The 13312-nt window shown below is 57.7% G+C and carries 10 protein-coding genes; 9 read left to right on the forward strand and 1 reads right to left on the reverse strand.

The features are described from left to right. The first annotated feature begins 17 nt into the window (after positions 1–17). From nuoG to nuoN, 8 genes are all read left to right on the forward strand, one after another. Positions 18–2756: an NADH-quinone oxidoreductase subunit NuoG gene (nuoG, locus tag SPL01S_RS00085; RefSeq protein ID WP_120978395.1), complete on the forward strand. Its 2739-nt coding sequence runs from the start codon at positions 18–20 to the stop codon at positions 2754–2756. Further along, complete coding sequence (nuoH, locus tag SPL01S_RS00090) at positions 2753–3730, forward strand: NADH-quinone oxidoreductase subunit NuoH (protein ID WP_062792113.1); 978 nt, start codon at positions 2753–2755, stop codon at positions 3728–3730. Before nuoG ends, nuoH begins: the two co-directional genes overlap by 4 nt. A gap of 14 nt (positions 3731–3744) precedes the next feature. Then, on the forward strand, positions 3745–4287 hold the full coding sequence (gene nuoI / locus SPL01S_RS00095) for an NADH-quinone oxidoreductase subunit NuoI (protein ID WP_004947256.1): 543 nt from the start codon (positions 3745–3747) through the stop codon (positions 4285–4287). Between the two features lie 13 nt (positions 4288–4300). Next, complete coding sequence (gene nuoJ, locus SPL01S_RS00100) at positions 4301–4861, forward strand: NADH-quinone oxidoreductase subunit J (RefSeq protein WP_013813890.1); 561 nt, start codon at positions 4301–4303, stop codon at positions 4859–4861. Then, positions 4858–5160, forward strand: coding sequence for an NADH-quinone oxidoreductase subunit NuoK (nuoK, locus tag SPL01S_RS00105; protein WP_004947249.1), 303 nt, complete (start codon positions 4858–4860; stop codon positions 5158–5160). The genes nuoJ and nuoK overlap by 4 nt, the downstream gene beginning before the upstream one ends. Further along, positions 5157–7004, forward strand: a complete 1848-nt coding sequence (nuoL, locus tag SPL01S_RS00110; protein ID WP_013813889.1) for an NADH-quinone oxidoreductase subunit L — start codon at positions 5157–5159, stop codon at positions 7002–7004. The genes nuoK and nuoL overlap by 4 nt, the downstream gene beginning before the upstream one ends. A gap of 185 nt (positions 7005–7189) precedes the next feature. Then, positions 7190–8719 carry an NADH-quinone oxidoreductase subunit M gene (gene nuoM, locus SPL01S_RS00115; protein ID WP_004947242.1) on the forward strand — a complete coding sequence of 510 codons (1530 nt, stop codon included), beginning with the start codon at positions 7190–7192 and terminating at the stop codon, positions 8717–8719. Positions 8720–8725: 6 nt separating this feature from the next. After that, the gene (nuoN, locus tag SPL01S_RS00120) at positions 8726–10183 is read left to right on the forward strand and encodes an NADH-quinone oxidoreductase subunit NuoN (RefSeq protein ID WP_004947238.1); all 1458 of its coding nucleotides are present in this window, start codon (positions 8726–8728) and stop codon (positions 10181–10183) included. Positions 10184–10258: 75 nt separating this feature from the next. On the opposite strand, the gene SPL01S_RS00125 is transcribed toward nuoN, so the two are convergent. After that, positions 10259–11134 (reverse strand): LysR family transcriptional regulator, encoded by an 876-nt coding sequence (locus SPL01S_RS00125; protein ID WP_062868099.1) that lies wholly within the window; start codon positions 11132–11134, stop codon positions 10259–10261. Between the two features lie 337 nt (positions 11135–11471). Here SPL01S_RS00125 and SPL01S_RS00130 point away from each other — a divergent pair, with 337 nt between their 5' ends. After that, positions 11472–13301, forward strand: a complete 1830-nt coding sequence (locus tag SPL01S_RS00130; protein WP_063196808.1) for a thiamine pyrophosphate-binding protein — start codon at positions 11472–11474, stop codon at positions 13299–13301. Positions 13302–13312 lie beyond the last annotated feature (11 nt).

Raw genomic sequence — 13312 nt, forward strand, 5'->3', positions numbered from 1 at the left:
TTGGAAGCATGCTGACTATGGCTACGATTCATGTAGACGGCAAAGAATACGACGTAGATGGCGCCGACAACCTGCTGCAGGCTTGTCTCTCCCTCGGGCTCGATATTCCTTACTTTTGCTGGCATCCGGCGCTGGGAAGCGTCGGCGCTTGCCGCCAATGTGCGGTAAAGCAATACCAAAACGCGGAAGATACGCGTGGCCGTTTGGTGATGTCTTGTATGACACCGGCATCGGATGGAACCTTTATTTCCATCGACGATTCCGAAGCCAAACAGTTCCGCGAAAGCGTGGTCGAGTGGTTGATGACCAACCACCCGCACGACTGTCCGGTATGTGAAGAAGGCGGTAACTGTCACCTGCAGGATATGACAGTAATGACCGGCCACAGCTTCCGTAAATACCGGTTCAGTAAGCGTACCCACAACAATCAGGAGCTGGGGCCGTTTATCTCGCATGAGATGAACCGCTGTATCGCCTGTTACCGTTGCGTGCGCTACTACAAAGATTACGCGGATGGTACCGATTTCGGCGTGTACGGCGCGCACGACAACGTCTACTTCGGGCGTACGGAAAGCGGCACGCTGGAAAGCGAGTTCTCCGGTAACCTGGTGGAAGTGTGTCCGACCGGCGTGTTCACCGACAAAACTCACTCCGAGCGGTATAACCGTAAGTGGGATATGCAGTTTGCGCCAAGCATCTGTCAGCAGTGCAGCATCGGTTGTAACACCAGCCCAGGCGAGCGCTATGGCGAACTGCGTCGTATCGAAAACCGCTACAACGGCAGCGTGAACCACTATTTCCTGTGTGACCGCGGCCGCTTTGGCTATGGCTATGTGAACCAGAAAGATCGTCCGCGTCAGCCGCAGCAACTGCGCGGCAATGACTGGATCACCCTGAACGCCGAACAGGCGATGCAGGGCGCGGCGGACATTCTGCGTCAGGCAAAGAAAACCATCGGTATCGGCTCGCCACGCGCCAGCCTGGAAAGCAACTTTGCGCTGCGTGAACTGGTTGGCGCCGAGAATTTCTACACCGGTATTGCCCAGTCTGAGCAGGCACGCCTGAACCTGATGCTGAATGTGCTGCAAAACAGCGGCGTTTACACCCCGGCGCTGCGCGAAATCGAAGACTACGATGCCGTTCTGGTTCTGGGCGAAGATTTGACCCAGACCGGCGCACGCATCGCGCTGTCGGTTCGCCAGGCCGTGAAGGGCAAGGCACGTGCGATGGCTGCGGCACAGCGCGTTGCCGACTGGCAGATTGCGGCAATACAAAACATCGGTCAACGCGCCAAACACCCGCTGTTCGTCACCAACGTGGATAACACCCGTCTGGACGACATCGCGGCGTGGAACTACCGTGCGCCGGTGGACGATCAGGCTCGCTTTGGTTTTGCCATTGCCCATGCGCTGGACAACGCAGCGCCGGCGGTCAGCGATTTGGCTGCCGACCTGAACAAGAAAGTTGACATCATCGTGCAGGCACTGACCGATGCGCGCAAACCGCTGATCGTTACCGGCAGCAACGCCGGCAGCGAAGCCATCATCGAAGCGGCGGCCAACATCGCCAAGGCGCTGAAGGATCGCGGTTCTGACGTTGGCATTACCTTCGTCGCCAGCGCCGCCAACAGCGTCGGTCTGTCGATGATCGGCGGCGGTTCGCTCGATGAAGCCTTGGCGAAACTGGAAAGCGGCGAAGCCGACACTGCCATCGTGATGGAAAACGATCTTTACCGTCACGCACCGGCGGCGAAAGTGGACGCTGCACTGGCGAAGGTCAGCAACCTGATCGTGGCCGATCACCAGCGCACCGCGATCATGGATAAGGCCAACCTTATCCTGTCAGCGGCCAGCTTCGCTGAAAGCGACGGTACGCTGGTCAACCAGGAAGGTCGCGCGCAGCGCTTCTTCCAGGTTTACGATCCGGCTTACTACGACGATGCGAAGAAAGACGTTTACACCGTGATGCTGGAAAGCTGGCGCTGGATGCACTCGCTGCACTCCACCTACACCAGCCGCCACGTGGACTGGACGCAGCTTGACGACGTGATCGCCGCCTGCGTCGCGGCGCTACCGCAGTTGCAGGGCATTGTGGAGGCTGCGCCGGATGCAAGTTTCCGCATTCGCGGCCAGAAGCTGGCCCGTTCTCCGCACCGCTCCAGTGGCCGTACCGCCATGCGTGCCAACATCAGCGTGCATGAACCGCGTCAGCCGCAGGATAAAGACACCATGTTCTCCTTCTCGATGGAAGGGAACAACAGCCCGCTGGCCGATCGTCAGCAGATCCCGTTCGCCTGGGCGCCAGGCTGGAACTCACCGCAGGCATGGAACAAGTTCCAGGCCGAAGTGGGTGGCAAGCTGCGTCATGGCGATCCGGGTATCCGCCTGATCGAAGCAGGGGAGGGTAACCTGGGCTACTTCACCCACGTGCCTGCCGCCTTTAATCATGCGGAAGGCTGGCGTGTCGCGCCGTATTACCACCTGTTCGGCAGTGATGAAATGTCACAGCGTTCCGGTGTGATCCAGCAGCGTATGCCAGAAGCTTATGTGATGGTGAACCCGGCCGATGCCGCTGCGCTTGGCGTCAATGCCGGTGCGCTGGTGGAGTTCAGCTGTGCGGGCCAGCAGCTTCGTCTGCCGGTGCGTCTGAGTGAAACTCTGACCCAGGGCCAGGTTGGTTTGCCGCTTGGCTTGCCAGGGATCCCACCGGTGCTGGTGGGCGCAACGGTTGAAAATCTGCGGGAGGCAACACGATGAGCTGGTTTACCCCTGAGGTGATCGACATTCTGATCTCCATTCTTAAAGCGGTAGTGATCCTGCTGGTCGTAGTGAGCTGTGGGGCATTCATGAGCTTCGGCGAACGCCGTCTGCTCGGCCTGTTCCAGAACCGTTATGGACCGAACCGTGTCGGCTGGGGCGGCTCGTTGCAGCTGGTCGCCGACATGATCAAAATGTTCTTCAAGGAAGACTGGGTACCGAAATTCTCCGACCGGGTGATCTTCACCCTGGCGCCGATGATCGCCTTTACTTCCCTGTTGCTGGCATTTGCCATCGTCCCGGTCAGCCCGACCTGGGCGGTGTCCGACCTCAACATCGGTATTCTGTTCTTCCTGATGATGGCCGGCCTGGCGGTTTACGCCGTGCTGTTCGCCGGCTGGTCGAGCAACAACAAATACTCGCTGTTGGGGGCGATGCGTGCTTCTGCGCAAACCCTGAGCTACGAAGTGTTTCTCGGCCTGTCGCTGATGGGCGTTGTGATGCAGGCTGATTCGTTCAACATGCAGGCCATCGTTGAATCGCAGGCTCACGTCTGGAACGTCATTCCGCAATTCTTTGGTTTTATTACCTTTGCGATTGCCGGGGTTGCGGTGTGTCACCGTCACCCGTTTGACCAACCGGAAGCCGAGCAGGAACTGGCTGACGGCTACCACATTGAATATTCCGGCATGAAGTTCGGTCTGTTCTTCGTGGGTGAATACATCGGTATCGTCACCGTTTCCGCCCTGATTGTGACGTTGTTCTTCGGCGGCTGGCAGGGTCCGTTCCTGCCGCCATTCATCTGGTTCGCGCTGAAAACGGCTTTCTTCATGATGATGTTCATTCTGATTCGTGCTGCTCTGCCACGTCCGCGCTATGACCAAGTGATGTCTTTCGGCTGGAAAGTGTGCCTGCCGCTGACGCTGCTGAACATGCTGGCGACCGCCGCCGTCATTTTGTACAACGCTCAATAAGGGGTGAATAAACCATGACATTGAAAGAGTTATTGGTTGGTTTCGGCACCCAGGTGCGCAGCATTTGGATGATAGGCCTGCACGCCTTCGCCAAGCGCGAAACCCAGATGTATCCGGAAGAACCTGTTTACCTGCCGCCGCGCTACCGTGGCCGCATCGTGCTGACGCGCGATCCGGACGGCGAAGAGCGTTGCGTGGCCTGTAACCTGTGTGCGGTTGCCTGCCCGGTTGGCTGTATCTCGCTGCAAAAAGCAGAACAGAAAGACGGCCGTTGGTATCCGGAGTTCTTCCGCATCAACTTCTCGCGCTGCATTTTCTGCGGCCTGTGCGAAGAAGCTTGCCCGACCACCGCAATCCAGCTGACGCCGGATTTCGAAATGGGTGAGTTCAAGCGCCAGGATCTGGTGTACGAAAAAGAAGATCTGTTGATCTCGGGGCCGGGTAAATATCCGGAATATAACTTCTACCGGATGGCCGGTATGGCGATTGACGGCAAAGCCAAGGGCGAAGCCGAAAATGAAGCCAAACCGATCGACGTCAAAGGTCTGTTGCCTTAAGGAGCCAGCAAGCATGGAAATTGCCTTTTATCTGGCAGGGTTGATTGCGATTGTCGCGACGATTCGCGTGATCTCGCATACCAATCCTGTGCATGCGTTGCTGTATCTGATCGTCTCGTTACTGGCGATCTCTGCAGTCTTTTTCTCACTCGGCGCGTACTTTGCCGCCGCGCTGGAAATCATCGTTTACGCCGGTGCCATCATGGTGCTGTTCGTGTTCGTGGTGATGATGCTGAACCTCGGCAACGCGGTACAGCAGCAGGAGCGCGAGTGGCTGAAGCCGTCGGTGTGGATCGGGCCTGGTCTGATGTCGCTGGCGCTGTTGGTGGTGCTGATTGTCGCTATCCGCAGCCTGTCCGATCAGGGCATCAGCGGTGAGATGGTTGACGCTAAAGCTGTGGGGATCAGCCTGTTCGGTCCTTACGTTCTGGCGGTTGAACTGGCTTCAATGCTGCTGTTGGCAGGTCTGGTTGTTGCCTTCCACATTGGCCGCGAGCACAAACCGGGCGAAGTGTTGAGCAACGCGCCGGCCAGTAGCGAAATGGCGAGAAGAAAATCGGAGGAGCAAGCATGATCCCTCTTCAACATGGTCTGATCCTGGCGGCGATCCTGTTCGTGCTCGGCCTGACCGGGCTGACGCTCCGTCGCAACCTGCTGTTTATGTTGATCAGCCTGGAAGTGATGATTAACGCCGCAGCTTTGGCGTTTATCGTGGCGGGCAGCTATTGGGGCCAACCGGACGGGCAGGTGATGTATATCCTGGCGATCAGCCTGGCGGCTGCCGAGGCCAGCATTGGCCTGGCGTTGCTGCTGCAGCTCTACCGTCGTCGTCATACCCTGAATATCGATACTGTCAGTGAGATGCGCGGATGAACCTATTATATTTAACTATTCTGCTACCGCTGATCGGGTTCCTGCTGTTGGCATTTTCCCGTGGCCGCTGGTCTGAAAACGTCTCGGCGACCGTCGGGGTAGGCTCTATCGGCCTGGCTGCGCTGGTTACGGTGCATGTGGCGATGGATTTCTTCGCCCAGAAAGCCACCGGCGTGCAGCTGTTTGAGCAAAGCCTGTGGAACTGGATGACCGTCGGCAACTTCAATATCGGCGTGACGCTGACGCTGGACGGCCTGTCGCTGACCATGCTGTCTGTGGTTACCGGCGTCGGTTTCTTCATCCACATGTTCGCTTCCTGGTACATGCGCGGTGAAGAGGGGTATTCGCGCTTCTTCGCTTACACCAACCTGTTTATCGCCAGCATGGTGATATTGGTACTGGCAGACAACCTGTTGCTGATGTACCTGGGCTGGGAAGGCGTGGGCCTGTGCAGCTACCTGTTGATCGGTTTCTACTACAAGGATCCGGCCAACGGCGCGGCGGCGATGAAAGCCTTTATCGTGACCCGCGTCGGCGACGTGTTCCTGGCGTTCGCGCTGTTCATTCTCTACAACGAGCTGGGCACGCTGAACATCCGCGAACTGATGATTCTGGCACCGCAGAAGCTGGCCGTCGGCGATACCGCCATCACCTGGGCTACCCTGATGCTGCTGGGCGGCGCGGTCGGTAAATCGGCGCAGCTGCCGTTGCAGACCTGGCTGGCTGACGCAATGGCGGGCCCAACCCCGGTTTCAGCGCTGATCCACGCTGCGACCATGGTAACCGCCGGTGTTTACCTGATTGCCCGTACTCACGGCCTGTTCCTGATGGCGCCGGAAGTGCTGCATCTGGTGGGTATCGTCGGGGCTGTGACCCTGGTGCTGGCCGGCTTTGCCGCGCTGGTGCAGACCGACATCAAACGCGTGCTTGCTTACTCCACCATGAGCCAGATTGGCTACATGTTCCTGGCGTTGGGCGTGCAGGCGTGGGATGCGGCGATCTTCCACCTGATGACCCACGCGTTCTTCAAGGCGTTGCTGTTCCTGTCTTCCGGTTCGGTGATCCTGGCCTGCCATCATGAGCAGAACATCTTCAAGATGGGCGGCCTGCGCAAGAGCATTCCGCTGGTTTACGTCTGCTTCCTGGTGGGTGGCGCTGCGCTGTCGGCGTTGCCGCTGATCACCGCCGGCTTCTTCAGTAAGGATGAGATCCTGGCGGGCGCAATGGCGAACGGTCACCTCAACCTGATGATTGCCGGTCTGGTCGGGGCGTTCATGACCTCGCTCTACACCTTCCGTATGATTTTCATCGTGTTCCATGGCGAAGAGAAAATCAAAGCGCATGCCGGTAAAGGCATCACTCACCACCTGCCGCTGTTGGTTCTGCTGGTTCTGTCCACCTTCGTTGGCGCGATGATCGTTCCGCCATTGCAGGGCGTACTGCCGGATACCACCGAGCTGGCGCACGGCAGCGTGCTGCAACTGGAAATTACCTCAGGCGTGGTGGCTATCGCCGGTATCCTGCTGGCGGCAGCGCTGTGGTTGGGCAAACGCAGCCTGGTCACCAGCATCGCTAAAAGCGCGCCGGGGCGTTTCTTCTCGACCTGGTGGTTCCATGCCTGGGGCTTCGATTGGCTGTATGACAAAGTCTTCGTCAAGCCTTACCTGGGCATTGCGAAACTGCTGCAGCGCGATCCGCTGAACTCGATGATGAACCTGCCGGCCATTTTCTCCCGCTGGGGGAACCGTGGCCTGACGGTGAGCGAGAACGGCCAGGTGCGTTGGTATATAGCGTCTATGGGTGTGGGTGCAGTGGTCGTATTGGCGCTGTTGATAATAATTTAAAGCATTTATCGGGCATAGCTCTGTGCTATGTACAATGTTTTATACCGTATGGATTTCGCGTTGTAGCTAGGCGGCAAGTGCGAGCATCCCCTGGGGCTTACTTAGGTAAGTGACAGGGGTAAACGCCCGCAGCCAACAAGGCTACAGCGTGAAAGACAACGGTAGAATAAGGGACACAAAACGCCATGCTATTACCTTGGCTAATTCTTATCCCCTTTATTGGCGGTCTGCTGTGCTGGCAGTTTGAGCGCTTCGGTACTAAGGTGCCGCGCTGGATTGCGTTGATCGCAATGGGGCTGACATTGGCGCTTTCTCTGCATCTGTGGATGCAGGGTGGCTACACGTTGACTACGCCGAAAGGCATCCCGCAATGGCAGTCTGAATTCCTGCTGCCGTGGATCCCTCGCTTCGGTATTTCCATCCACCTGGCGCTGGACGGACTTTCACTGCTGATGGTGGTGCTGACCGGCCTGCTGGGTGTGTTGGCTATCCTCTGTTCCTGGCGTGAAATCCAGAAATACCAGGGCTTCTTCCACCTGAACCTGCTGTGGATCCTGGGTGGGGTAATCGGCGTGTTCCTCGCCATCGACATGTTCCTGTTCTTCTTCTTCTGGGAAATGATGTTGGTGCCGATGTACTTCCTGATCGCCCTGTGGGGCCACAAGGCGTCGGACGGTAAAACCCGTATCACCGCGGCCACCAAATTCTTCATCTATACCCAGGCCAGCGGTCTGGTGATGCTGATTGCGATTATGGGCCTGGTGTTCGTGCACTACAATGCGACCGGCGTGTGGACCTTCGATTATGAAGATCTGCTGCAAACGCCAATGTCGCACAACGTGCAATATCTGCTGATGCTGGGCTTCTTCATCGCCTTCGCGGTGAAAATGCCGGTGGTGCCGTTGCACGGCTGGCTGCCTGATGCGCATAGCCAGGCGCCAACCGCAGGTTCCGTTGACCTGGCGGGGATCTTGCTGAAGACGGCGGCCTACGGCATGCTGCGTTTCAGCCTGCCGTTGTTCCCGGAAGCGTCACACGAGTTTGCGCCAATCGCCATGTGGCTGGGCGTGGTCGGTATCTTCTACGGTGCCTGGATGGCGTTCGCGCAGACCGACATTAAACGTCTGATCGCTTACACCTCGGTATCGCACATGGGCTTTGTGCTGATCGCCATCTACACTGGCAGCCAACTGGCTTACCAGGGCGCGGTGATTCAGATGATTGCGCACGGCCTGTCTGCGGCCGGCATGTTCATCATCTGTGGCCAGTTGTACGAACGTCTGCATACCCGTGACATGCGCGAGATGGGCGGCCTGTGGGGGCGTATCAAGTACATCCCTGCGCTGTCGCTGTTCTTCGCGGTAGCCACCTTGGGGATGCCGGGGACCGGTAACTTCGTCGGCGAATTCATGATCCTGTTCGGCAGCTTCCAGGTGGTGCCGGTGATCACCGTGATTTCTACCTTCGGTCTGGTGTTTGCTTCGGTTTACTCGTTGATCATGATGCAGCGCGCCTATTACGGCAAAGCTAAATCGGAGCAACCGTTGCCGGGCATGACCGCGCGCGAACTGTTCATCATTCTGCTGTTGGTGGTGTTGCTGGTTCTGCTGGGGGTTTACCCGCAGCCGATTCTGGACACGTCTAATGCGGCGATGAGCAACGTGCAACACTGGTTTGGTTCGTCAGTTTCAGCAATTTCAACAACAAGGCCGTAATTCGCCATGACAATAACTCCTCAACAACTGATCGCACTGCTACCGCTGTTGATCGTCGGATTGACGGTGGTGGTTGTGATGCTAGGCATTGCGTGGCGACGCGACCACTTTATCAACGCCACACTGACCGTGATCGGTCTAAACCTGGCGCTGCTTTCGCTGTATTTTGTCGGCCAGGCAGGCCCAATGGACGTCACCCCGCTGCTGCGGGTTGACGGCTACTCGATGTTCTATACCGGGCTGGTGATACTGGCGAGCCTGGCGACCTGTACCTTCGCCTATCCATGGCTGGTGGGTTACCCGGACAACCGCGAAGAGTTCTACCTGCTGGTGCTGATTGCCACGCTGGGTGGCATTCTGTTGGCTAGCGCCAACCACCTGGCGTCGCTGTTCCTCGGTATTGAACTGATCTCGCTGCCGCTGTTCGGCCTGGTGGGTTACGCCTACCGCCAGAAGCGTCCGCTGGAAGCCGCTATCAAGTACATGCTGCTGTCCGCTGCGGCTTCGTCATTCCTGCTGTTCGGTATGGCGCTGTTGTATGCCGAGTCCGGTGATCTGTCGCTGGCCGGTCTGGGCAAGAGCCTGCACGAAAACATGATGCATCAACCGCTGATCCTGGCCGGTATGGGCATGATGATTGTGGGTCTGGGCTTCAAGCTGTCTCTGGTGCCGTTCCAACTGTGGACGCCGGATGTGTATCAGGGGGCGCCTGCGCCGGTCTCTACCTTCCTGGCCACTGCCAGCAAGATTGCGATCTTCGCCGTAGTGATGCGTCTGTTCCTGTATGCCCCGGCCGCCGACAGCGAAGCGCTGCGTATGGTGCTGTCGATCATTGCCGTCGGTTCAATTCTGTTCGGCAACCTGATGGCCATCAGCCAGACCAACATCAAGCGTCTGCTGGGTTACTCGTCGATCGCCCACCTGGGTTATCTGCTGGTGGCGTTGATTGCGGTGCAAACCCATCAACTGTCGCTGGAAACCGCCGGTGTTTACCTGGCCGGTTACCTGTTCAGCAGCCTGGGCGCGTTCGGTGTGGTTAGCCTGATGTCCAGCCCGTACCGTGGCCCGGACGCCGATTCGCTGTTCTCCTACCGTGGTCTGTTCTGGCATAAGCCGATTCTTTCCGCGGTCATGACGGTGATGATGCTGTCTCTGGCCGGTATCCCGATGACCTTGGGCTTTATCGGTAAGTTCTTCGTTATCGCGATGGGCGTCAGCGCTCACCTGTGGTGGCTGACCGGTGCTGTGGTACTGGGCAGTGCCATCGGTTTGTACTACTACCTGCGTGTGACCGTCAGCCTGTTCCTCAGCGCGCCGGAAGCTCTGCAACGCGATACCCCGAACAACTGGGCGTTGACTGCAGGCGGTGTGGTAGTGCTGATCTCCGCCGCGTTGGTGCTGCTGTTGGGTGTCTACCCTCAGCCGCTGATTACGCTGGTGCAGATGGCGCAGCCGATGTTCTGATAGGCATCAAGGCAGTAAAAAAGGTCGCTTCGGCGACCTTTTTCTATTGGGGCGGGGCAGGGACGGGTGAGAGAATCAGCCTGGGTTATTTTTAAACGACGCTTCCAGCGCCTGCACGACGGCGCGCACCCGCGCAGCGCGCTGCAGGTCGGGGTGCAGCACCAGCCAGATATCCACCCAGTCCTTATTTTCCGGGAAGATGCGCACCAGGTCCGGATCCTTATCCGCCAGGAAGGAGGACAGCAGACCAATCCCCAAACCGCTCCGCGTCGCCGAGCGCAGCAGCAACTGTGAATTGCATTGCAAAACGACGTTGGGATCGATCAGCGCCTCGCCACAGAAATTATTCCAGTGGCGCGGCACCAGTTCGCGCGGAAACATCAGCAAATCGTGGCCGCGCAGGTGGTCGCCTTTGGTTGGCTGGCCGTGTTTATCGAGATAGTCTTGCGTCGCGTACATCCCCATTTCGATGGTCGCCATGCGCTTGATAATCAACTCATCAGAATCGGGCCGTGCGCCACGGATCGCCAGATCCGCGCCGCGATAAGAAATATCGGAGATATTAACCGCCGTCAGCAGTGTGACGGTGATTAATGGGTGCTGCTCACGCAAATCCTTCAACGCCGGAATGACAAAGGCCTCGGCCATGGTGTCGGTGGTGGCGATGCGCACGTTACCGCACAGGCTGTCGTCGCCGCTGGTGGCTTTGCGGCCAATTGCCTGCACCGAGTTTTCCATATTCATTACGTCCGCCAGCATTTCCTCGCCCAGCGGACTGAGGGAAAATGATTTCGGCGTGCGGATAAACAGCTTCGATCCCAGGCTTTCTTCAAACGCGGTAATGCGTCGGCCGACAGTGGCCTGGTCGACGTGTAGTTCATTGGCGGCTTTTCGTAAAGTACCGCAGCGTGCTACTGCCAGGAAGAAGCGTGCGTCATCCCAATTCATCATGCCATTTCCTTTGTACAGGCTTATCGGTCTTATCAGTGTTCATTCTCGCGCAGCCGCTTTGGCTCTGGTTTTGGCTGCAAATGAAGCCCACGTATCATAATTATTTATTATGTTTCAGGATATGAATAAATGCATCAACGTGAAGCAGTTTTGCATCTTTATTTTTACTAAACAATCTTTATGCTTATCAACGTTTATGCTGTGATCTGGCGCACATTTTTGTATCAATGTTACCCTAACGCGTAAGCAGATGCGCATGAGAGCCTGTCTCTGTGGGCTAACCGCCTGGTGGGATTGACTCTGAATCAGGTTGGCCCACCACGACTGGACATGAAAAATGGAGTCTCACGCAGAGAAGTTATACACCCCCGTAGCACTGGCAACTGCGGATGGTATCAGGGTTATTGCGACGCCTGGCGCGAAAGCGGCAGAGAGAAGCAACGCTGATGTGATTATCCAGGGTCTTGAAGCACGCGGCATTCAATACATATTCCTGGTACCGGGCAAGCTCGTGTACCCACTAATTAAATCCATTGAACATTCCGGCATTACCGGCATCGTCGGCGCTCATGAAACTGCCTGCGGTTTTATGGCCGATGGTTACGCCCGTGCCAGCCGCAAGTTCGGCGTTTGCCTCGGCATCTCCGGCCCGGGCACCATGAATTTCCTGCCGGCGATGGCTGCGGCTCAGGCCGATAAGATCCCGGTGCTGTATCTGGCCGGCGGCATCGCTACCTATCATGAAGCGCAGGGCGCTTTTCAGGACGGCAGCAATAGTGGCATCGATGAGCTGACTATCGTCAAACCTCTGCTTTCCGCCGCCATCGAAGTGAAAAATAATCTGACGTTGCAGCATGAACTGCGGCGCAGTTTGTCTTGCCTGAACACCCAGCGTAAAGGCCGCGCTTATTTAAGCGTACCGGTCGACATGCAAAAGAAAGCGGTGGCCGGCAGTCATGCTGCAGATCCACAGCGCACACCACAGTGCCGCGAAGCGGCGATCGACCAGCAAGGGTTGGATCAGGTGCTGGACGATTACCTGCTGCGCGGCTTGAAAGTTGCCTGCCTGGTGGGCAACCGCATGAATAATCCGCAGGATGCCGAACTGCTGCTGCGCCTGGCGGAGAAGTATCGTCTGCCGGTCGCCACCACGCTGTCCGGCAAGGGGGCGTTCCCTGAAGGGCACGAGCTGGCGCTTGGCCTGTATGGATTCGCCGGCCATACTCGTGCGGTGGAAACCATCAACGGCGATGACGTGGACGTACTGCTGGTGCTGGGATGCGACCTTAGCCAGCGTGACAGCCTGAACTGGAACCCGCGGCTGCACGGCACCAAAACGCTGGTGGTGATTGACGAAGACTTTGACAAGGTCAGTTCGCACTATCAGCCGGACATGCAGATTTTCTCCAGCCTGACCGGTGGGGTACAACACCTGCTGGATGCGGTCAGCGACGACGACGCGCACCTGGCCGGTATCAAGGCGCTGCGCGATGGCTGGCTTGAACAGGTGCGTCAATTGCCGCTTGAACAGCAACTGCCTGACTTGCAGGCGCGCCAGGCCGCAGGTGAAGCCAACATGTATCCCGGTGATGTCATCAAACGCATCCGCAGCCGCATGGACGAGGACACCAACGTGGTGGTTGACTCCGGGGCGCACCGTATCTTTATGGCCCACCACTGGCTGGCCAGCGGGCGCGGTGATTACCACACCTCAAGCTCCCTGGCGCCGATGGGCTGGGCGATATGCGCCGGTATTGGCATCAAACTGGCGGCACCGCACCGCGACTGCGTGGTGGTGACCGGTGACGGCTGCATGCTGATGCATGGCATGGAGATCCAGACCGCCGCTCGTTATCAGGTCAAAATGACCTTTGTCGTAATGAACAACAGCGCCCATGGTGCCATGCATATCGACACGCTTCAGAACCGTGGCGTATCGGCTGATTACACCGCTCTGCCGAGCCACGACTGGAAGTCCTTCGCCAACAGCCTGGGCGTTGCCTCCGCGAAGGCGACGACGCTGGAGGAACTGGACGAGGCGCTGGCCGCCGCGGCCGAGTATGAGGGCCCGTTCCTGATCGAAGTGATCGTCGGAAATCATGTCGCACCCAATCGATACTATGCCGAGAGCATCGTAGAATACGAACAGCGTATCAAAGGGTTGTAAGGGCGCGTCCC

The sequence above is a fragment of the Serratia plymuthica NBRC 102599 genome (assembly GCF_001590925.1).
Taxonomy (GTDB): domain Bacteria; phylum Pseudomonadota; class Gammaproteobacteria; order Enterobacterales; family Enterobacteriaceae; genus Serratia; species Serratia plymuthica.

Coding starts and splice junctions, on each gene's coding strand:
- nuoG (WP_120978395.1), top strand. CDS start 18: ATGGCTACGATTCATGTAGACGGCAAAGAATACGACGTAGATGGCGCC.
- nuoH (WP_062792113.1), top strand. CDS start 2,753: ATGAGCTGGTTTACCCCTGAGGTGATCGACATTCTGATCTCCATTCTT.
- nuoI (WP_004947256.1), top strand. CDS start 3,745: ATGACATTGAAAGAGTTATTGGTTGGTTTCGGCACCCAGGTGCGCAGC.
- nuoJ (WP_013813890.1), top strand. CDS start 4,301: ATGGAAATTGCCTTTTATCTGGCAGGGTTGATTGCGATTGTCGCGACG.
- nuoK (WP_004947249.1), top strand. CDS start 4,858: ATGATCCCTCTTCAACATGGTCTGATCCTGGCGGCGATCCTGTTCGTG.
- nuoL (WP_013813889.1), top strand. CDS start 5,157: ATGAACCTATTATATTTAACTATTCTGCTACCGCTGATCGGGTTCCTG.
- nuoM (WP_004947242.1), top strand. CDS start 7,190: ATGCTATTACCTTGGCTAATTCTTATCCCCTTTATTGGCGGTCTGCTG.
- nuoN (WP_004947238.1), top strand. CDS start 8,726: ATGACAATAACTCCTCAACAACTGATCGCACTGCTACCGCTGTTGATC.
- SPL01S_RS00125 (WP_062868099.1), bottom strand. CDS start 11,134: ATGATGAATTGGGATGACGCACGCTTCTTCCTGGCAGTAGCACGCTGC.
- SPL01S_RS00130 (WP_063196808.1), top strand. CDS start 11,472: ATGGAGTCTCACGCAGAGAAGTTATACACCCCCGTAGCACTGGCAACT.